The sequence below is a fragment of the Vibrio sp. 10N.261.52.C11 genome (assembly GCF_041471405.1).
GTDB lineage: Bacteria > Pseudomonadota > Gammaproteobacteria > Enterobacterales > Vibrionaceae > Vibrio > Vibrio crassostreae_C.
Window position 1 is genome coordinate 19,758 of the sequence record NZ_JBFROI010000064.1, and the last position, 19,139, is coordinate 38,896.

14 protein-coding genes and 1 tRNA gene are annotated in these 19,139 nt (G+C 44.9%); 12 read left to right on the forward strand and 3 right to left on the reverse strand.

Annotated features, from left to right (window positions below; translation table 11 throughout):
- Positions 1 to 121: 121 nt before the first annotated feature.
- The 3 genes from AB4323_RS20410 (at position 122) to AB4323_RS20420 (ending at position 4,426) form a co-directional block, all read left to right on the forward strand.
- On the forward strand, positions 122 to 1,042 hold the full coding sequence (locus tag AB4323_RS20410) for a LysR substrate-binding domain-containing protein (RefSeq protein ID WP_017067671.1): 921 nt from the start codon (positions 122 to 124) through the stop codon (positions 1,040 to 1,042).
- 205 nt (positions 1,043 to 1,247) lie between these two features.
- A complete protein-coding gene (locus tag AB4323_RS20415) occupies positions 1,248 to 2,447 on the forward strand; it encodes a NupC/NupG family nucleoside CNT transporter (protein WP_017070735.1) in 1,200 nt (399 codons plus the stop codon).
- Positions 2,448 to 2,611: 164 nt separating this feature from the next.
- Positions 2,612 to 4,426: a sodium:proton antiporter gene (locus tag AB4323_RS20420; RefSeq protein WP_136978842.1), complete on the forward strand. Its 1,815-nt coding sequence runs from the start codon at positions 2,612 to 2,614 to the stop codon at positions 4,424 to 4,426.
- Between the two features lie 125 nt (positions 4,427 to 4,551).
- Here the strand turns inward: AB4323_RS20420 and folD are convergent, their stop codons facing one another.
- Entirely contained in the window at positions 4,552 to 5,409 is an 858-nt protein-coding gene (gene folD / locus AB4323_RS20425) for a bifunctional methylenetetrahydrofolate dehydrogenase/methenyltetrahydrofolate cyclohydrolase FolD (RefSeq protein WP_017062367.1), read from the reverse strand.
- Positions 5,410 to 5,620: 211 nt separating this feature from the next.
- Here folD and AB4323_RS20430 point away from each other — a divergent pair.
- Both AB4323_RS20430 and aroC read left to right on the forward strand, forming a co-directional pair.
- A tRNA-Arg gene (locus AB4323_RS20430) sits at positions 5,621 to 5,697 on the forward strand.
- Positions 5,698 to 5,966: 269 nt separating this feature from the next.
- Positions 5,967 to 7,052: a chorismate synthase gene (aroC, locus tag AB4323_RS20435; protein WP_017062360.1), complete on the forward strand. Its 1,086-nt coding sequence runs from the start codon at positions 5,967 to 5,969 to the stop codon at positions 7,050 to 7,052.
- 150 nt (positions 7,053 to 7,202) lie between these two features.
- On the opposite strand, the gene AB4323_RS20440 is transcribed toward aroC, so the two are convergent.
- Positions 7,203 to 7,826 (reverse strand): trimeric intracellular cation channel family protein, encoded by a 624-nt coding sequence (locus tag AB4323_RS20440; protein WP_017062358.1) that lies wholly within the window; start codon positions 7,824 to 7,826, stop codon positions 7,203 to 7,205.
- 298 nt (positions 7,827 to 8,124) lie between these two features.
- Between AB4323_RS20440 and AB4323_RS20445 the strand changes: the two genes are divergently transcribed.
- From AB4323_RS20445 to AB4323_RS20455, 3 genes are all read left to right on the forward strand, one after another.
- Positions 8,125 to 8,655, forward strand: a complete 531-nt coding sequence (locus AB4323_RS20445) for an elongation factor P hydroxylase (protein ID WP_017063424.1) — start codon at positions 8,125 to 8,127, stop codon at positions 8,653 to 8,655.
- Between the two features lie 9 nt (positions 8,656 to 8,664).
- On the forward strand, positions 8,665 to 8,928 hold the full coding sequence (locus AB4323_RS20450) for a YfcL family protein (RefSeq protein ID WP_017063425.1): 264 nt from the start codon (positions 8,665 to 8,667) through the stop codon (positions 8,926 to 8,928).
- A gap of 176 nt (positions 8,929 to 9,104) precedes the next feature.
- Positions 9,105 to 9,626 (forward strand): NADPH-dependent FMN reductase, encoded by a 522-nt coding sequence (locus tag AB4323_RS20455; RefSeq protein WP_017070306.1) that lies wholly within the window; start codon positions 9,105 to 9,107, stop codon positions 9,624 to 9,626.
- A 150-nt stretch (positions 9,627 to 9,776) separates the two neighbouring features.
- On the opposite strand, the gene mnmC is transcribed toward AB4323_RS20455, so the two are convergent.
- On the reverse strand, positions 9,777 to 11,927 hold the full coding sequence (mnmC, locus tag AB4323_RS20460) for a bifunctional tRNA (5-methylaminomethyl-2-thiouridine)(34)-methyltransferase MnmD/FAD-dependent 5-carboxymethylaminomethyl-2-thiouridine(34) oxidoreductase MnmC (protein WP_372113499.1): 2,151 nt from the start codon (positions 11,925 to 11,927) through the stop codon (positions 9,777 to 9,779).
- Between the two features lie 56 nt (positions 11,928 to 11,983).
- Between mnmC and fabB the strand changes: the two genes are divergently transcribed.
- The 4 genes from fabB to AB4323_RS20480 form a co-directional block, all read left to right on the forward strand.
- The gene (fabB, locus tag AB4323_RS20465; protein ID WP_010436883.1) at positions 11,984 to 13,195 is read left to right on the forward strand and encodes a beta-ketoacyl-ACP synthase I; all 1,212 of its coding nucleotides are present in this window, start codon (positions 11,984 to 11,986) and stop codon (positions 13,193 to 13,195) included.
- Between the two features lie 487 nt (positions 13,196 to 13,682).
- Entirely contained in the window at positions 13,683 to 14,816 is a 1,134-nt protein-coding gene (locus AB4323_RS20470; RefSeq protein WP_108193479.1) for a 4-phosphoerythronate dehydrogenase, read from the forward strand.
- A gap of 12 nt (positions 14,817 to 14,828) precedes the next feature.
- Complete coding sequence (locus tag AB4323_RS20475; protein ID WP_372153230.1) at positions 14,829 to 15,842, forward strand: aspartate-semialdehyde dehydrogenase; 1,014 nt, start codon at positions 14,829 to 14,831, stop codon at positions 15,840 to 15,842.
- 207 nt (positions 15,843 to 16,049) lie between these two features.
- Positions 16,050 to 19,139 (forward strand): FimV/HubP family polar landmark protein (locus AB4323_RS20480; protein ID WP_372153232.1); only part of this gene is annotated, 3,090 nt, incomplete at its 3' end.

Genomic DNA, 19,139 nt, shown 5'->3' on the forward strand with positions numbered 1-19,139 from the left:
TTTGAATAGCATTTGGCCTACCATAGGCAGAACGAACTAAAGGACTCTTCGGAGTCCTTTTTGATTTTATATTTCAGAGATTTAATAAGGTGATCTTGTGCTAACAGATAGAGCTGCACAGATGGTGATATTCCATGCGCTGATCAAGCACGAAGGCTTTACCAGTGCTGCAAAAAGCTTGAACGTTTCGGTGTCTCACATTAGTAAGCAAGTTGCTTTGCTTGAAGACTCTATTGGTATCAAGTTGGTACAACGCACCACACGTAGCTTAACGCTGACCGAAGCAGGGGAAGTGTTCTATCAGCACTGTGAGCAACTGTTTAACACGGTAAAAGCCGCTCAAATGGATATGGACAGCCAGCGTGATGACATCTCTGGAATATTGCGTGTTGGGTTGTCACAGTCATTTGGCACTTTACATATCATTCCTGCGATTGATCAGCTCAGACAACTTTATCCTCAGCTGAGAATCGAGGTTCACTTGTTTGACTACAAGGTGGATATGATTGAAGAGCGACTGGACCTATGGATCACCAACAACGAAGATCTGCCAGAAGGTTATATTGCTCAGCGATTGGCTGACAGCCAGTTTGTGGTGGCTGCATCACCGGACTATTTGATTAAGGCCGGGACGCCACATGTGCCTTCTGATCTGATTGACCATAACTGTCTTATCTATCGCAGCCGTGAACGAGATTATACCTCGTGGGCATTTGATAATGGCCAAGAGAACCTTAGCGTCAAAGTAGCGGGTGATTACTCGGTGGATCTAGCTGAGGCCGTGCGAGACGCAGCCGTATCAGGGTGGGGTGTGGCTTACTTAGCAACTTACTTAGTAAAAGAAGAGTTTAGAACGGGCAAATTAATCCAAGTTTTGCCGGAATGGAGAGCGAGTCAATTAATGCCATTCTATGCCGTTTACCCGAGCCGAAAGAATATGCCGAAGAAGCTTTCGGCAGTGATTGAGTTCATTAAAGATCATATCGGGTCGCCGACGTATTGGGACAAAAACCTCAAAACTTGCGTTGAACTGCATCGCTAACTGTTTCCTAATCTATAAATATAATTTCCATATGGAAAAAGTACGCTTTTTAATCAAAGTTAATTATTAAAATTCAATAACTTAATTATACTCATAGTTAAATCGTGATTACCCCAACATCACATTAACAACCTCAGCTTGCCGCAAACGATTTCCTCTATAGAATGCGTCGCCTTTCCTACCTACAACTTTTAGGTTGACGCACATGGCTTCCCTACTTGGAATTATCACTATTTTAGTTGCCGCTTGGTTACTATCTACGGACAGAAAAAATATTCCACTAAGAACAGTCTCTTTGGCTTTCTTATTACAAATCTCATTCGCGCTGTTGGTTCTGTATGTACCAATGGGTAAAGAAGCGTTGAATGCAGCCACAGGTGCGGTATCTAGCTTGATCAACTACGGTCAAGAGGGGATTAACTTCCTATTTGGTGGCCTAACGAATAACGGATTTGTTTTCGCGATTAACGTTCTAGGCATCATTATCTTTTTCTCTGCACTGATCTCTGGTTTGTACCACATCGGCTTTATGCCAAAGGTGATCAACCTTATCGGTGGCGCACTACAAAAGTTTTTGGGCACAGGTCGTGCGGAGTCACTGTCTGCGACTGCAAACATTTTCGTTGGCATGATTGAAGCTCCATTGGTGGTTAAGCCTTACTTGAAGCACATGACGGATTCACAACTGTTTGCTGTGATGGTGTGTGGTTTGGCTTCTGTCGCTGGTGGTACGCTAGTGGGTTACGCATCGCTTGGCGTTGATCTAAATTACCTGATCGCAGCTGCATTTATGTCTGCACCTGCTGGCCTATTGATGGCTAAGATCTTAGTACCAGGTAGCGCAGATGACGCTCAAGAAAATATTGAGTCTGACGTTGAAATTCCACGAGCAACAAACGTAGTTGAGGCAATGGCAGATGGGGCTATGTCTGGACTTCGTATTGCCGTTGCGGTGGGTGCGACACTACTTGCCTTTATCAGTGTGATTGCAATGCTGAATGGCTTGCTAGGTATTGTTGGTGGTTGGTTTGGCGTAAACCTAAGCTTCGAACTTCTACTAGGTTATGTGTTCGCACCCGTTGCATGGCTGATCGGTGTGCCGTGGTCTGAGGCTGTGGTTGCGGGCTCATTGATCGGTAACAAGATTGTCGTGAACGAGTTCGTGGCTTTCATCCAACTAATGGATGCTAAAGAGGCGCTAAGTGAGCACTCACAAGCGATCGTAACTTTCGCTCTATGCGGCTTTGCTAACATCTCTACCATGGCGATTCTTATCGGTGGTTTGGGCAGCTTAGTTCCAGAGCGTCGCTCTTTCATCTCACAATATGGCTTCAAAGCAATTTGTGCAGGTGTGTTTGCTAACCTAATGAGTGCTGCTATTGCTGGTGTTGTACTTTCTCTATAGTTAACTGATCATGACTTTACTCCCCCTATAGTAAAGTGACTGATTAATCGCAATAATATTCGGTTAGCGTGAAAAAGAGAGCCTATAGTGTAAGAACGTAGGCTTTCTTATTTCATTGAATAGTTTGTACCACAGGGTGTGGTGCAAACCTTTTAGGGGCACAAATGGATTTGTCGATTACTTCTTCTTTGGCGTTAATTGGACTCTTGTCTTTAGCTTGTCAGCAGCTCGGCTGGCGTTTACGTCTTCCCGCCATTCTCCCTCTCCTTATCGTTGGCCTATTGTTAGGTCCCGGCCTGAATATTCTAAATCCCGATGCCATTTTCGGTGATGTGCTGTTTCCTATGATCTCCTTAGGGGTTGCCATCATCTTGTTTGAAGGAGCATTGACCCTAAATTTCAAAGAAATCAGAGGCCATGGCCGGATGGTGACTCACCTCGTGAGTTTCGGCATGTTGATTACATGGGCGTGTATCGTGGTGGGGGCATACTACTTTGTGGACTTCAGTTGGCCGTTAGCCGCACTGTTTGGTGCATTAGTTGTGGTAACTGGCCCTACGGTAATCGTGCCCATGCTTCGCAGTATTCAGCCTAAATCTTCGTTAGGCAGTATCTTGCGATGGGAAGGGATAGTAATTGATCCGATTGGCGCTCTGTTTGCGGTTCTCGTCTACGAGTACATTGTTTCTTCTGCCGACCCTACCGGACATGTTCTGTCAGCTCTGGGCCTGACGTTAGTCATAGGTTTAGGCTTAGGGATCATCGGTGGCCATTTGATTGCCAAGATGCTGCAAGGGCATTGGGTACCGCACTATTTACGTAATGTGGCTGTGCTGACGCTAATGTTGGCGGCGTTCTCGTTTTCTAATGATCTGAGTGAAGAATCGGGTTTATTAACCGTGACCATCATGGGGATCTGGCTTGCCAACGTGAAGGGCTTGGACATCGAAGACATCATCGAATTCAAAGAAACCCTGACCGTGTTACTTATTTCTGCGTTGTTTATTCTGTTAGCCAGTCGACTCGATTCGGGGGCTTTCCTTTCGATAGGTTGGGGCGGTATTGGGTTGCTAGCGGTGGTTATGTTGGTGGCTCGCCCGTTAAGCGTGTGGATCAGCGGGATCGGTACGGATCTTAATTCGGCGGATAAATGGTTTTTGAGTTGGATGGCACCTCGCGGGATCGTAGCAGCCGCGGTTTCTTCTCTGTTTGCGATAAAACTGCAAGAGAAGCAATTGATTGAAGGCGCAGATCTGCTCGTGCCCATGGTGTTCTTAGTCATTATTGGTACGGTTGTGATTCAGAGCTTAACCGCGAGCTGGTGGGCGAGAAGGCTAGGGGTCACTCAAGAGAAAGCGCAAGGGGTTATCTTCTTTGGCGCCACTCACTTTGCAAGACAATTTGCCAAGGTGCTAGCCACACACAACATCAACAGTGTGCTTGCTGATACTAACTGGGAAAGCATTCGCTTAGCTCGTATGGATAACTTGAATGTTTACTTTGGTAACCCAGCTTCAAGCCACGCGGAAAACAATTTGGAACTCGATGGGATAGGGCGTGCGATGATCGTCTCGCCTTATCGTCAAACCAACCCGTTAGTCAGCATGCATTACCAAGACGAGTTTGGTGCCAATAAGGTGTTTGAGCTTGAATCGTCAGAGACTAAGCATGAAAGACATCAAGTGAGCCGCAATGGCAATCGAAGTCTGTTCTCGGAAGGGATTACCTATTCTAAGCTTAACTCACTGATGGCTCAGGGTAGCCAAATTAAAAGTACAGGTTTGACCGAGGCATTTGATTTAAAAGAGTTTAATGCTTTGTATCCTAAAGCCATTCCTCTTGGGGTGATCACTGGCGGTGATTTCCGTTTAATGACACAAGGATCTGAGTTGGAAAAACTTATATCAACGGAGTGTGAGCTTATTAGTTTATTACCGCCTTCTGAACAGACGGAAAAAGTTGAGAGTCCAGATAAGTAGCAACGAGCGCTTCATCAAAAGCGAGTCACCCCGTTTTAAAAACGAATAGCTAAGTACCAAAGCATCAAAAAAGCCGCAACGTTCATCACGTTGCGGCTTTCTAATTTATTTATATGCGCTGCGGACTATTTCGAGTGAAATTGCTCACAAGCGATCATGGTGTTCTCGATTAGGCTCGCCACCGTCATTGGGCCAACACCACCCGGCACAGGTGTGATGAAGCTTGCGCTTTCTTTCGCTACGTCGTATTCAACGTCACCCACTAGTTTGCCAGATTCCAAACGGTTGATACCCACATCGACCACAACAGCGCCTTTCTTAATCCAAGCGCCAGGAATGAAGTTAGGTTTACCAACGGCAACTACAACAACGTCTGCTTGACGCACGTGACCTTCAAGGTCTTTGGTGAAGCGGTGACATGTTGTCGTCGTACAACCTGCTAGAAGAAGCTCTAGCGTCATTGGGCGACCTACGATGTTTGATGCGCCAACCACAACCGCGTGCTTACCACGTAAGTCGATGTTGTAACGGTCAAGCAGCGTGATGATGCCTTTTGGCGTGCAAGAGCGAAGCTTAGGCATGCGCTGAGCCAAACGGCCGACATTGTAGGGGTGGAAGCCATCAACGTCTTTTTCTGGCGTGATACGCTCAAGAACGTGAGTGCTATCAATGCCTGCTGGTAGAGGCAGTTGAACAAGAATACCGTCGATCTCTGGATCGTCGTTCAGTTGGTCTACAAGTGTTAACAATTCGTCTTCTGTCGCAGTGGCTGGCAAGTCGTAAGATTTAGATACGAAGCCAACTTCTTCACACGCTTTACGCTTACTTCCAACGTAAACCTGAGAAGCAGGGTCTTCACCCACTAAAACAACCGCTAGGCCCGGAGCGCGTAATCCAGCTTCAGTACGAGCTTTTACACGTGCAGCAACTTCGGAGCGAACCGTTTGAGAAATTAGCTTTCCATCAATATTTTGAGCAGTCATGAATTTCCTTAGTATTGATATTCAAGTTAGTGGCTGATGTTTTTGGCGCATTATTCCAGAAAATCTTTTTGATTACCATCAAGCAAACGTTTGCTTTGCTCTATTTTCCAACACTTATATGTTTGTTGGCCTTTTTTTACCCACTTAGATCAGAATGTTACATAAAGCCGTTGCTTTACTGATTCGAATTCGTATAATTCGTTCCTGTAGCGCGCCCTTAGCTCAGCTGGATAGAGCACCTCCCTTCTAAGGAGGTGGTCGAAGGTTCGAATCCTTCAGGGCGTGCCATTATTTAAAGAAACCCGATAACTCTCCGAGTTGTCGGGTTTTTTGCATTTTACACATCATAAAACACTTCTTTTCAAGCGCGACTCATTTTCTTCTGTTATTCGTTTCATTCGGCTTATGTAATAGAAAGTTAAAATTGTTCGTTTTTTGGGGTTTACATCATTTGGTAATAAAGCCACTATGAATTCACGAAGAATAGACAAGTAAAGCTATTAGCCAGTCGGTTTAGGAATCAAACCTTCTGCTCAATAGCTGATTTAGAGGAAGTAATGGCAGGAAACAGTATCGGACAACATTTCCGCGTGACCACGTTCGGAGAAAGTCACGGTATCGCACTAGGATGTATCGTAGATGGGTGCCCACCAGGATTAGAAATTACCGAAGCAGACCTTCAAAGAGATTTGGATCGTCGTCGCCCTGGTACTTCTCGCTATACAACGGCTCGTCGTGAAGCGGATGAAGTGAAAATCTTATCAGGTGTATTTGAAGGCCAAACTACGGGTACTTCTATTGGTCTATTGATTGAAAATACAGACCAACGCTCTAAAGACTATTCCGAAATTAAAGACAAGTTCCGCCCTGGCCACGCTGACTATACGTACCATCAAAAGTACGGTGTGCGTGATTACCGAGGTGGTGGTCGTTCTTCAGCTCGTGAAACTGCAATGCGTGTTGCTGCAGGTGCAATTGCGAAGAAATACCTAAAACAAGAGTTTGGTGTTGAAATCCAAGCTTACCTTTCTCAAATGGGTGATATCTCAATTGATAAAGTGGATTGGAACGAGATTGAAAACAACGCTTTCTTCTGTCCAGATGCCGACAAAGTACCAGAATTTGATCAACTGATTCGTGACTTGCTAAAAGAAGGCAACTCGATCGGTGCGAAGATTCAAGTGGTTGCGACTAAAGTGCCAGTAGGCCTTGGTGAGCCAATCTTTGATCGTCTAGATGCTGACATCGCGCACGCTCTAATGAGCATTAACGCTGTGAAAGGTGTTGAGATTGGTGATGGCTTCGATGTTGTTAATCAACGCGGTAGTGAACACCGTGACCCATTAACTCCAGAAGGTTTCAGCAGCAATCATGCTGGCGGTATCTTAGGTGGTATCTCTACTGGTCAAGATATTGTGGCAAGCATTGCGCTTAAACCAACATCAAGCATCACTGTACCTGGTGACACAATCACGAAAGATGGTGAAGCAACGCAGCTAATCACGAAAGGTCGTCACGATCCATGTGTTGGCATCCGTGCGGTACCTATTGCAGAAGCAATGCTGGCTATCGTGCTGCTTGACCACTTGCTACGTCATCGTGGTCAAAACTTTGGTGTGACAACTGAAACACCACAAATCTAATTCTGCTTCTTTTTATTTAGAATAGAATTGGTAGAAACAAAAAAGGGTTGCTTCGTAATGAAGTAACCCTTTTTCACATTAGCAGGATTATTCGTCCGGTTAGCGACTATCGTCATTAAAGACAGCTAGCAGCTTAAGGCTCTTAATCCATTAATGCACTGAACTTTCAGGATCAAGCTGGAACGAAGGCAAACTCCATTTGAATCTTACAGCCGCCATGCGCAGCAAGTAACCAACTACAAGCGTCACAATTGTCGCCGTGACGTCGTTGATGCCAAGCTCAAGCAAACCTAGGTACAAACCTGAAGCGACAAGTGCGACAGAGGCATACAGCTCTTCATGTAACACCAATGGTGTTTGACGACAGATAAGGTCACGTAACAAACCACCAAAGACACCTGTCACTAATGCCGATACCATGCAAATCATCGGGTGCAGACCCATGGTCATCGCTACTTTGGTACCAATGATACTGAATACGATTAGGCCTAAGGCATCCAAGCGAATAAACAAACCTTTTAGCTTGATAACCCATTTCGCCAACCCGGTTGTAATAACACCTGCTATACAGGTGATGGCCAGATACTGAGGGTTTTCAACCCAACCTAAAGGGTAATGGCCAAGTAAGATATCGCGTACTGTACCGCCGCCAATTGCCGTTGCGCTCGCAACCAACATTACACCAAACCAATCCATTTTTTGTTTGCCTGCACTGAGAGCGCCGGTCATGGCTTCTGCCGTGATGCCAATGATATACAAAACACTTAGTAGCATTGCTGTAGCTCTATAATTTAGGTCTATAAACTCGAGTCTTATAGGCCTTAGGGATATAAAATGAAGCGCGAGTGTAGTAGTAAAAATGCTTGTTGACGAATGAATATTTGTACCGTGAATGGGCGTTTCAGATTAGCTAAACTAATCATTCACCTTAAAGTGGTGTAATCTGGGAATGGCAATCGATTGTCACTGCAAAGTATAATGGCGAACCCGATGTCATTACGCTTGATAGGGCTTTACCGAGCGCTGAAAAAAAAGCAAAATGCCCCAGTTATTTTTACTTAAATTTGATTTTATGACACACCAATACTCAGACATTATCGATATCTTCAATCAGACCTTTTTTGAAAGCTTTAATACCAAACTAGAGCTAGGGGCTGATGAGCCGATCTATTTGCCTGCTGATGATACTATCCCACACCATCGAATCGTGTTCGCACGTGGCTTTTACGCCTCTGCACTCCATGAGATCGCACACTGGTGCGTTGCTGGGCCTGAGCGTCGTTTACTGGAAGATTTTGGCTATTGGTATGAACCTGACGGTCGAACGGAATCGGTTCAAGCTGAGTTTGAAAAAGTAGAAATTCGCCCACAAGCGTATGAATGGATCATTGCGATGAGCGCAGGCTTTCCTTTTAATGTCAGCTGTGACAATCTACACGGCGATTTTGAGCCAGATCGTTTGGCCTTTATGAATAAAGTACATAGCGAAGTTATGGGTATCTTTGAAGTAGGCTTTCCGCCTCGCGTGAAAATGCTCTCTGAAGCATTACGCAGCTTCTACGATGTAGAACCTTTATGTGCTAGCCAATTTATTGTGAAATAAGAGAATATTATGATTATCGAATTTGAAGAAAAACTACTTGAAGTAATTGATGCTCGCATTGAAAACGCATCAGACGATGAACTGTTTGCTGGTGGTTACTTACGTGGTCATATTTCTCTTTCAGTGGCTTCATGTGAAGAAGAAGGCATTGAAGATGTGGCTGAAGTAAAAGCTCGTATTGAACAGAGCCTAGACGACGCTCGCTCTGAACTAACACCAGCAGACCGCACTATCGTTAATGACCTTTGGGTTGAGCTACAAAACCAAGCTTAATCTCGATGTATTAATACTATCCGCTCAGTCCCTTCCTTTCCCATTTTGCTGAGCGAACTGGTTTATTTGAGACTCGTTCGAAATTTTTGAATGAGTCCGTTCATTTCTTGTGATGGTTACATTTTCTTACTACGTTATTCTAATCCCACTTAACGGAATTACAGAAAGGTCACATCATGAAAGTTATCGCATTTGGCGCAAGCACAAGTTCTACCTCAATCAACAAAACACTAGCAACTTACGCAGCAAACTTGATTGAAGGTGCTGAAGTAAAAGTCCTAGACATCAACGATTACAATGTTCCTATGTTCAGTGAAGACACTGAAAAAGAGATTGGCCAAGCGGAAGGTGCTCAAGCATTCCTACGCGACCTAGCTGAAGCTGATGCGTTTGTTATCTCGTTCGCAGAACACAATGGTCACTACCCAGCAGCGTATAAAAACCTATTTGACTGGGCGACACGTATTGAGCGTTCAGTGTTTGGCGAGAAGCCGGCGGTTTACCTAGCGACTTCACCGGGCCCTGGTGGCGCACAAACGGTACTTGGTGCAGCGACAGGTTCTGCACCTTACTTCGGTGGCAACGTGCAAGCGTCAGTTTCAGTACCAAGCTTCTACGATAACTTTGATTTTGAGTCGGGCTCTATCAGCAACGAAGAGATTGCTCTACAGATTAAAGACGCGGTTGCTAAGCTGTAAATACTGCTCCATTTAGAACATCAGTTTAGATCAACACGAATAACAAAAAGCCCGAGCGACTTAACTTAGTCACGTAGGGCTTTTTAGCTTTTAACTTATTAGTTTCAGATATTCAGAAATTTCAGATGTTCAAAATAGCTGAACTAGAAACTACGGCTTTGATTTAGAATGCTTGTCAGCAACCCATCCAGCCGTTAATGCCTTACCTTTACGCAGTCTGCGTACCCACATTCGACTTGGGTGAATCGCCTCAAGCACATCAACAGGCAAGGGCAGCGGATCGCCACAGATCTGTGATGCTAATACTTCAGCCAATAATGGTGCAGAGCTCAAACCACGTGAACCCAGTCCGATAAAGCAATAAAGGTTAGGGAAGCTTGTTACCGTTTCTACATCCTCAACCGAGTCACGCTGCGGGTTGAAGTTGTGGAGATCTTGGTACTGCTCCTTAATGGCTTCAAAGTCACCAACGTTTCCGACAAACGGAAGGTGGTCACGGCTTACGCTTCGGATACCTTGGCGCGCTAAGTTGTCACTGGTATCGACATCTTTTGTCCATGCTTGGTCTGGTAGTGACCCATGTAGGCGCTCGCCATTGTGCTGCTGAACCTCAATATCAAATTCTTGGTCGATATTGGTTTTGTCGTAGTTCGCACCAATACAGTGATGACCATTGTTGGGGTTCTGTGGCGTCAAATAGCCATCAAAGCACAACACGGTTTTTAGCTGGCTGAGATTTTCCGTGGTCGGAATATGGCTCACTTGGCCTTTAACCGGAGTCAGTGGTACTGGCTGAGTTTGTTCAAACTGAGTGAACTTGTGTCCGTTTGCGACAACTACTTGGTCGTGCTTAGTTTGAATCTCACCTTGAGGTGCCTCAATCGTCAGTAACCATTGTTTTTCAGCTTCGAGCCACTCAAGTTGCGTTACTTGATGTTGATAGTGTGCGCTCACTTGGTTGCTCTCTTCTAGCTTGCCAATCAAGCCTTGAGTCAGTTGAAGAGGGCTTAACCAACCACCCAGCGGAAAGTAAACACTCTCTTTATCGACGGGTAAGCCAATCTTTTCGTTGGCTTGCTCTGGCGATAAACGCTGAATCAGGTCGGTGTGGAAGTTGCCTTCCAACATGCGGTTGAGCTTTTTAGTGGAGCCTTGATCCCACATCAAGATGTTCACGCCACACCAACTGTGATCAAATTGAATAGACTGAGCCGCTTGATTAATAAATTGACGAGCAAACAGTAATCCCGGGCCAAACACGCGAGACACGTTCGAGGTCGCTTCGCTTAATAGCGGGTAAATCGCACCTTGGTTGTTACCTGAGGCATTGCCCGCAGCTTGTGGATGTTCACAATAAAGGGTGATATTTTTGCCACGACGGCTTAGCGTTTTGGCTAATGCAGCACTGGCGACACCACCACCAATGATCGCAATGTCTTGGGATTCAGTGTGTTGAGCGAGGCCATACCAAGGTTTGATGTTGGTGTGAGCGTGCTTTTCGCCAAGTCGGCCGGCGATCATTTCTCGCTTAGTACCAAAGCCTTTGACCTTTTTCATTTCAAAGCCAGCTTCAATTAAGCCACGGCGAACAAAGCCAGCAGCGGTGAAGGTGGCGCAGCTACAATCTTGCTTAGCGAGCTTAGCCATGCCGTTGAATAGGTTTTGATTCCACATCTCTGGGTTCTTGCTCGGAGCAAAACCGTCTAAGAACCAAGCATCAACCAAACCTTCACGCGGGGTTGGTACGTTGGGCATGCAATCTTTAATATCGCCAAACCACAAATCAAGCGTGATTGCACCGTCGCCCAGCACAATGCGGTGACATTCAGGTAGAGCAATAGGGTAGTGTTCTTGGAGTTGCGTCGCATACTCGGCTAATTCTGGCCACGATTGGTGTGCTTTGATCAGATCCTCTTTATTTAAAGGATATTTTTCAAAACTGATGAAATGTAACTCTTTGGTCATCGCTTGTGGGTTATCTTTAAGAAAAGCATCGAACCATTGCCAAACTGCAAGAAAGTTCAAACCTGTGCCAAAGCCGGTTTCAGCAATCACAAAGCGGCGTTGTTCATGTTCAAGCCAACGCTCTGGAAGGTGGTTTTGCTTTAAAAAGACGTAGCGAGTTTCTTCTAAACCGTTAACATTGGAGAAGTAAACGTCGTCAAATTGGTCTGAAACTGGCGTGCCAGACTCATTCCATTCCAGTTCTGCATTAGTAATTGAAGTCATAAAATCTATCATTTTGTGATTTGAAGCGATATGTTGGTAGGGATTGTACGAATTTCTAGGAAAGCTGACCACTTTTGTTAGGCTTCTTAGTTATCATCTAGCTGAATTTAGAATTATAGGAATGTCACATGAAACGAGTCGTAATCACCGGTATGGGTATTGTTTCAAGTATCGGTAACAACGTCGAAGAAGTTTTAGCATCACTGAAAGAGGGTAAATCTGGTATTACCGCTTCAGAGCAGTTCAAGGAAAATGGCTTGCGCTCTCAAGTATGGGGTAACCTAAAAATGAACCCTGCTGACCATATCGATCGCAAAAAAATGCGCTTTATGGGTGATGCAGCGGCATTCGCTTATCTTTCAATGGAGCAAGCAATTGCTGATTCTGGCTTAACTGAAGATCAAGTATCTAATGACCGCACGGGTATCGTTGCGGGTTCAGGTGGTGCTTCATCTCTAAACCAAGTAAACGCGGTAGACATCATCCGTGAGAAAGGCGTGAAGCGCGTTGGTCCATACATGGTTCCACGTACAATGGCTTCTACGGTTTCTGCTTGTCTAGCAACTCCTTTCAAAATCCGTGGTGTGAACTACTCTATGAGCTCTGCATGTGCGACATCTGCACACTGTATTGGTCACGCAATGGAGCTTATCCAACTTGGTAAGCAAGACGTTGTATTCGCTGGTGGCGGTGAAGAACTGGATTGGTCTCTGACTATGATGTTCGACGCAATGGGCGCACTTTCTACTAAGTACAACGACACGCCAGAGCTGGCTTCTCGTACCTACGATGCAGACCGTGATGGTTTCGTTATCTCTGGTGGCGGCGGCATGTTAGTTATCGAAGAGCTTGAGCACGCTGTTGCTCGTGGCGCAAAAATCTACGGTGAAATCGTAGGTTACGGCGCAACTTCAGATGGCTACGACATGGTTGCTCCTTCTGGTGAAGGCGCGGTTCGTTGTATGAAGATGGCAATGCAAAACGTTGATGGCGTTGACTACGTGAACACTCACGGTACTTCAACTCCTGTTGGTGACGTTAAAGAACTTGGCGCAATCCAAGAAGTCTTTGGCGGCAACAGCCCTGCAATCTCAGCAACTAAAGCGATGACAGGTCACGCTCTAGGTGCGGCTGGTGTACACGAAGCAATTTACTCAACGCTAATGCTTGATAACGGCTTCATCGCACCAAGCATTAACGTTGCAAACCTAGACGAAGCAGGCGCAGGCCTAGACATCGTAACGGAAGCTCGTGAACAAGAGCTAACAACGGTTATGTCTAACAGCTTTGGTTTCGGCGGTACGAACGCAACGCTAGTAATCAAAAAATACCAAGGCTAATTGAAGCTAAGGTTAAATTAATAAAGGTTAATCGTTAATGGGTGACGTGAGTGCAGACTCAACACGCATAGGTTGCCCACTAACCATGACCAACAGAACAAAGCTTTTTAAATGTAGGTTTTATACGTGTTTTTTTGAACATGACTTTTTAAATCTGGGTTTAGAAATTAAAAGGTTTCCAGAGCTTGACCAGTAGTGACTTTGGTTAGTACTGGTTGAACAGACGCAAGACTCTGTCTCCTGGAGAGCGAGATAGGATCCTTTTGTTCTGGATGTTTGCCCGATTGTTTATTCAATCGGGCATTTTTCGTTTCTGGGCTACACAATCTTCAGTGTTGATTCGGTTTTGGGATATGGTGTGATAAATGCCAACGTAGCCCTTTATATATAATGTATTCCATTTGCTACTCGACACCGAGTGTGGAATTTTGCACAATCATTTCAATTCACATTTAGGTCGATAGACCCCAACTAAAGTACTCGCCAAATGAAAATCTTAATCGACGAAAATATGCCTTATGCTGAAGCGCTATTTAGCCAGCTAGGGGAAGTGACAATGAAGTCTGGTCGCACATTAACGGCTGACGACCTAGTTGACGTAGACGCATTGATGATTCGCTCTGTCACCAAGGTGAATGAGTCATTGATTAGCAAAGCCAATAAGCTGAAGTTTGTCGGAACCGCAACAGCTGGTATGGATCACGTTGACCAAGAATTGATGAAAGAGCGTGGCATTTTCTTTACTGCGGCGCCTGGCTGTAACAAGGTGGGTGTCGCTGAGTATGCTTTCAGCGCAATGATGGTACTTGCGCAGCAACAAGGCTTCTCTGTATTCGATAAAACAGTCGGTATTATCGGTTGTGGTCAGGTAGGTAGCTACTTAGCGAAGTGCCTTGAAGGTATTGGTATCAAAGTTCTGCTGAACGATCCTCTAAAACAACAAGAGGGTGATACTCGCGAGTTTACGGAATTAGAGACACTGCTTGAGCAATCGGACGTGATCACTCTACATACACCAATTACTAAAACGGGTGAGTTCCCAACGCATCACTTGATCAATGAGCAAGTGCTGAACAACTTACGTGCTGATCAAATTTTGATTAATGCAGCACGTGGCCCAGTTGTTGATAACCAAGCGTTAAAAGCTCGCTTGCAAAAAGCCGATGGTTTTACTGCCGTTCTTGATGTGTTTGAGTTTGAACCTGAAGTCGATTTTGAGTTACTTCCACTGCTTGCTTTTGCAACTCCTCACGTAGCGGGCTACGGTTTAGAAGGTAAAGCACGTGGTACCACGATGATCTTCAACAGTTATTGTGAGTTTTTAGGTACTGAACAGCGTGCTTATGCAAGCGATCTTCTGCCAACAGCGCCAGTGCCTCAAATGAAATTAGATAGAGCTTGGGATGAAGCAACACTGCACAATTTGACTCAGTTGATCTATGATGTGCGCAAAGACGACGCCTTATTCCGTCGTAATATCTCTACGCCGGGTTCTTTTGACAAGATGCGTAAAGAATATTGGGACCGTAGAGAGTACAGTGCAGTCGAGTTAACGGGCGATGAATCTTGTAATTTAACGCCGTTATCTAAACTCGGTTTTATGGTAAAGCCAACTTTATAAAAGAGAGAAACAATGAGCCAAGAATTTAATATTGCTATTTTAGGTGCGACTGGTGCGGTTGGTGAAACCATTCTTGAAGTACTTAAAGAGCGTAAATTCCCTGTCGGTGAAATGCACTTACTAGCAAGTGAACGTAGTGAAGGCAAAACTTCCCGTTTTAACGGCAAAACAATACAAGTACAAAACGTAGAAGACTTCGATTGGTCTCAAGTACATATTGCGTTTTTCTCTGCAGGTAGCGAGCTTTCAGAACGTTGGGCTCCAATCGCCGCTGACGAAGGTGTGGTTGTTATCGATAACACATCACGTTTCCGTTATGAATACGATGTTCCTCTGGTTGTGCCAGAAGTGAACCCTGAAGCGATTGCTGAGTTCCGTAACCGCAACATCATCGCGAACCCTAACTGTTCTACTATTCAGATGGTAGTAGCACTTAAACCTATTCACGATGAAGTAGGTCTTGAGCGTATTAACGTTTCTACTTACCAATCTGTGTCTGGTGCAGGTAAGCCGGGTATCGATGAGCTAGCAGGTCAAACGGCTAAGCTTCTTAACGGCATGCCAGCTGAAAACTCAGCATTCTCACAGCAGATCGCGTTCAACTGTATTCCTCAGATTGATGAATTTACAGAGAACGGCTACACACGTGAAGAAATGAAGATGGTTTGGGAAACTCAGAAAATCTTTGCTGATTCGTCAATCACGGTGAACCCGACTTGTGTTCGTGTTCCTGTGTTCTACGGCCACGCTGAATCTCTACATGTTGAAACTCGTGCGCCAATCGGTGCAGAGCAAGTTATTCAGCTTCTAGAGAACACGGAAGGCGTTGAAGTATTCCAAGCTCTAGACTTCCCAACTCAAGTTCGTGATGCGGGTGGTAAGGACCACGTAATGGTTGGTCGTATTCGTAGCGACATCAGCCATCACAGCGGCGTGAACATGTGGGTAGTAGCTGATAACGTTCGTAAAGGCGCAGCGACAAACGCAGTTCAAATCGCTGAAGTTCTGATTCGCGATTACTTCTAAGCTTCATTGCTTTGATTATCAAGCCTCACTCTTTAGTGGGGCTTTTTTAATCGATTGAAAATATTGTTAGTCAAATTGTGTGAAATTGCTGCGAATATTGTTGCTGCAACACATTTTTTGTTTTCATCTCTATAGTTTTACGTCATTTATCCGATATATTTAATAGATCATCACTTTTCCGAATTTAAGCACCTAGCTGAGCCTTTTATGTTTCAATTTTTCAAGCCGTGGTTAATGCCTTTTGCCTTTATCATTGCGACTCAGATTTCCGTTGTTCGTGCAGATTCCATTCGAGTTGTAGGGCCTAATGGCCAGATACAATCAGCGCCTACGTTTTCAGAACCTCTTCAAAGAGCGCAATTGAATAGCGCTGAGCCTTCACGTTTCTATGGTCCAACCCGTGGCTCAGAAACGCTATGGTCTATTGCTTCAAGGTTACGCCCTGATAACTCCGTTTCAGTCCAACAAACATTGTTGGCGATTTATCGCTTAAACCCACAAGCGTTTGAAAATCAGAATATCCATAGCCTGCTGCCTGCCAGTAATTTACGTGTGCCTTCTTTAGAGCAAGCACGTGCAAGTTCGACGCAGCAAGCTATCAACATCATGAACTCGCACCTTGCTAAGCTTGATGCTCCTGCGACAAAGCCTACCGCTTCAAAACCTAAAGTAGCGCAAGCGTCAAGTCGACCAGATGTAGCCCCTAAAAATGCACAATCCAAAGCCAAGGTTAGCGAACCTAAAGTTGTCGATAAATCGATAATTGGTAATCAAGATATAGTGAATAACAAGCCGCTAACCGGCGCCAAGGAAATGAACCACCTTGAGAAGCAGTTAGAGCTTTCAGAAACTGAGTTACTGTCACTTGAAGAAAAAAACCATCAACTTCGTTTGATGCTGTCGAATGTTCAATTGGAAGTGGATGAGCTAAAAACAGAGCTCAGTGATGAAGACCGCATTCGTAGCGAAGTGGAAAAGCTGCTTGATGAAGAGCGTAGAAAGAACGCCGAAATTGAAAAAATGGCACCAAGTGCCATGGATGAACTGTTATCTAATGGTTGGTTAGTTGCGGCTCTTGCGTTTATTCCGGGTCTTCTACTTGGCTTGATCATCGTGATGCTGATAGGCCGTCGTTCTAAAAATGAAGAACAACAGCAAAACACTCAAGAACAACCGATTCAGCCTGAACCAAGCAGCGTCGCGCCTATTACACTGGGCGACGAGATGGACGACCTTAACGAGCTGTCTTTAGACGATGACTTGTTTGGCACTGAAGATGACGCCAATAAGTTGTTTGACGATCAAGCGCTAGCCGAAGAGGATGATGTCTTTGCTGGTTTAGATGAATCTGATCTCGATTTCAATCTAGATGGTGAAGACGATGACCCATTTGCTAGCATTGGCGAAAACGGTGATTTAGACACCAACTTCGACGATCTAGATTTAGACAGCAGCAACGGCATTAGTGTTAATGGCGAAGAGAAAGCGCTTGGCCTTGAAGAGATGGAACGTGCGCTAGACAAAACAGCGGAAAGCGCCGTCGATACTGATGATGTCGACTTTGATCTTTCTGATGATAACGCAATGTCTGCTGATGACATTGAAGCTTTACTATCTCAAGAGTCTGAAACTGAAGATCTCGGTTCCAACGAGCTAGACCAATCTTTATTAGATGATCTGTTTGCTCTTGATGACGAAGATGACGACAGCTTCGATATTGATGCTCTGATTTCGGAAGAGCAAAGTGATTCGCCTTCTAGCACTGAAACACCAGCAAGCGATGATTTTGACATCGATGCGCTTATCTCTGAGCAACAAAGTGAGACTAAGCCTGTTGATTTGAGCAATGACGATTTTGATATTGATGCTCTAATCTCTGAACAACAGTCCCCTGAGCCAGCTTCACCGACAGCGAATGATGATATTGATGACATCTTTGCCCAAGTTGCTGCTCAGAACGATCAAGCGAATGACCCTTTCAACCTCGATAGCGACGATGAGATTGCCACTAACCTAAACAGTGGTTTGGCGTCTGATGATGATATCGAAAACATTCTGTCTCAGTTCGATAAGCCCATCGTAAATGAAGAACCTCAAGACAGCGTTGATCTGCTTGATGAGCAACTGGCAGGCGATGACGTAGACCTAAGTAACTCGACAGACCTTCTTGATGAGATGCTAGGGGACGATTCGGATGATGAGTCTGAAAGCGAACCTCTTGGCTTTGATTCTCTGTCTGAGCTTGAAGAGCTTTCTGGTTTATCGACCGATGATGACCTCAACATCGCAGAAGACAGCACGGAAACCTTGGATGAATTAATAGGTGACTCTGACGAGGATGATTTCGAACTCGACGCCGAAAGTACCGACTTATTGGATGATTTCCTTGATAGTGAATTGTCAGATGATGAGCTTTTAGCGGATGCATCAAAATCAGAATCTCTAGACCCATTTGATGACTTACTGACAAGTGGCATTGAAGACGAGCTTGAATCTGAAGATAAGACGTTTGATAAAGAGTTAGACGCAGCCTTTGGTTTGGACAACGCCAATGAGGAGCCTGAAAAGGACTCAGACGTTGAGCTTACTCCGTTAACCTCTGAAGGTGAGCCTGAGCAAGATCCGGACATTAGTGAAACACCACAACCTGAAGTCGTTACTGATGAATCGTTAGATTCTGAAATGACTCAAGAAAGTTCTGACATTAAGCCAGAAAATGATGAAGCCTTTAATCGTGATGGTTTTATCGATGATTTGTTCGGTGTCGCACCGGCAACGGATGCTTTGCTTGATGACTCGCTAGAAACAACAGACGAAGCGTTGATTGATGAGTTAATGACTTCTGATGACAATGATTTGTTGCCAGCAATAGAAGAGCCTGTTGAACCATCAATTGACAATACGGTTGAACCAGAGCAAGCGTCTCTTTTAGACAGCGACGAAGTATCAGCGCAAGAAACCGCATCATCGGTTGAAGATGATGAACTGGATATCGACTCGCTGTTATCTGAGAATTCTGATTTTGACAAACCAGATTTTGAAGAGCGAGTTAAAGAAGAAACCGCACAACAAGAACCAGAGCCGAAAGAAGCCGACGTACAAGAGCAAGCTTCGCCATCGTCTTTGAACGATATCTCTGAAGATGAAGAAGAAACGGTTGAAGACTGGTTAGCTGAAGCCATCGACGATGTAGAGTCGCCAGCGAACATTGACTCTGATTTTGACTTTGAACCGAAAATCCAAGGTAGCGATCAGCTTGAAGATGTCGTTGAATCCTTGCCAGAGCCAGAGCCAGAG

Excerpts from the sequence above, each read along its gene's own strand:
- AB4323_RS20410 (WP_017067671.1), top strand. The coding sequence starts at position 122 with ATGGTGATATTCCATGCGCTGATCAAGCACGAAGGCTTTACCAGTGCT.
- fabB (WP_010436883.1), top strand. The coding sequence starts at position 11,984 with ATGAAACGAGTCGTAATCACCGGTATGGGTATTGTTTCAAGTATCGGT.
- AB4323_RS20450 (WP_017063425.1), top strand. The coding sequence starts at position 8,665 with ATGATTATCGAATTTGAAGAAAAACTACTTGAAGTAATTGATGCTCGC.
- AB4323_RS20440 (WP_017062358.1), bottom strand. The coding sequence starts at position 7,826 with ATGCTACTAAGTGTTTTGTATATCATTGGCATCACGGCAGAAGCCATG.
- folD (WP_017062367.1), bottom strand. The coding sequence starts at position 5,409 with ATGACTGCTCAAAATATTGATGGAAAGCTAATTTCTCAAACGGTTCGC.
- AB4323_RS20470 (WP_108193479.1), top strand. The coding sequence starts at position 13,683 with ATGAAAATCTTAATCGACGAAAATATGCCTTATGCTGAAGCGCTATTT.
- AB4323_RS20475 (WP_372153230.1), top strand. The coding sequence starts at position 14,829 with ATGAGCCAAGAATTTAATATTGCTATTTTAGGTGCGACTGGTGCGGTT.
- aroC (WP_017062360.1), top strand. The coding sequence starts at position 5,967 with ATGGCAGGAAACAGTATCGGACAACATTTCCGCGTGACCACGTTCGGA.
- AB4323_RS20455 (WP_017070306.1), top strand. The coding sequence starts at position 9,105 with ATGAAAGTTATCGCATTTGGCGCAAGCACAAGTTCTACCTCAATCAAC.
- AB4323_RS20445 (WP_017063424.1), top strand. The coding sequence starts at position 8,125 with ATGACACACCAATACTCAGACATTATCGATATCTTCAATCAGACCTTT.
- AB4323_RS20420 (WP_136978842.1), top strand. The coding sequence starts at position 2,612 with ATGGATTTGTCGATTACTTCTTCTTTGGCGTTAATTGGACTCTTGTCT.
- AB4323_RS20415 (WP_017070735.1), top strand. The coding sequence starts at position 1,248 with ATGGCTTCCCTACTTGGAATTATCACTATTTTAGTTGCCGCTTGGTTA.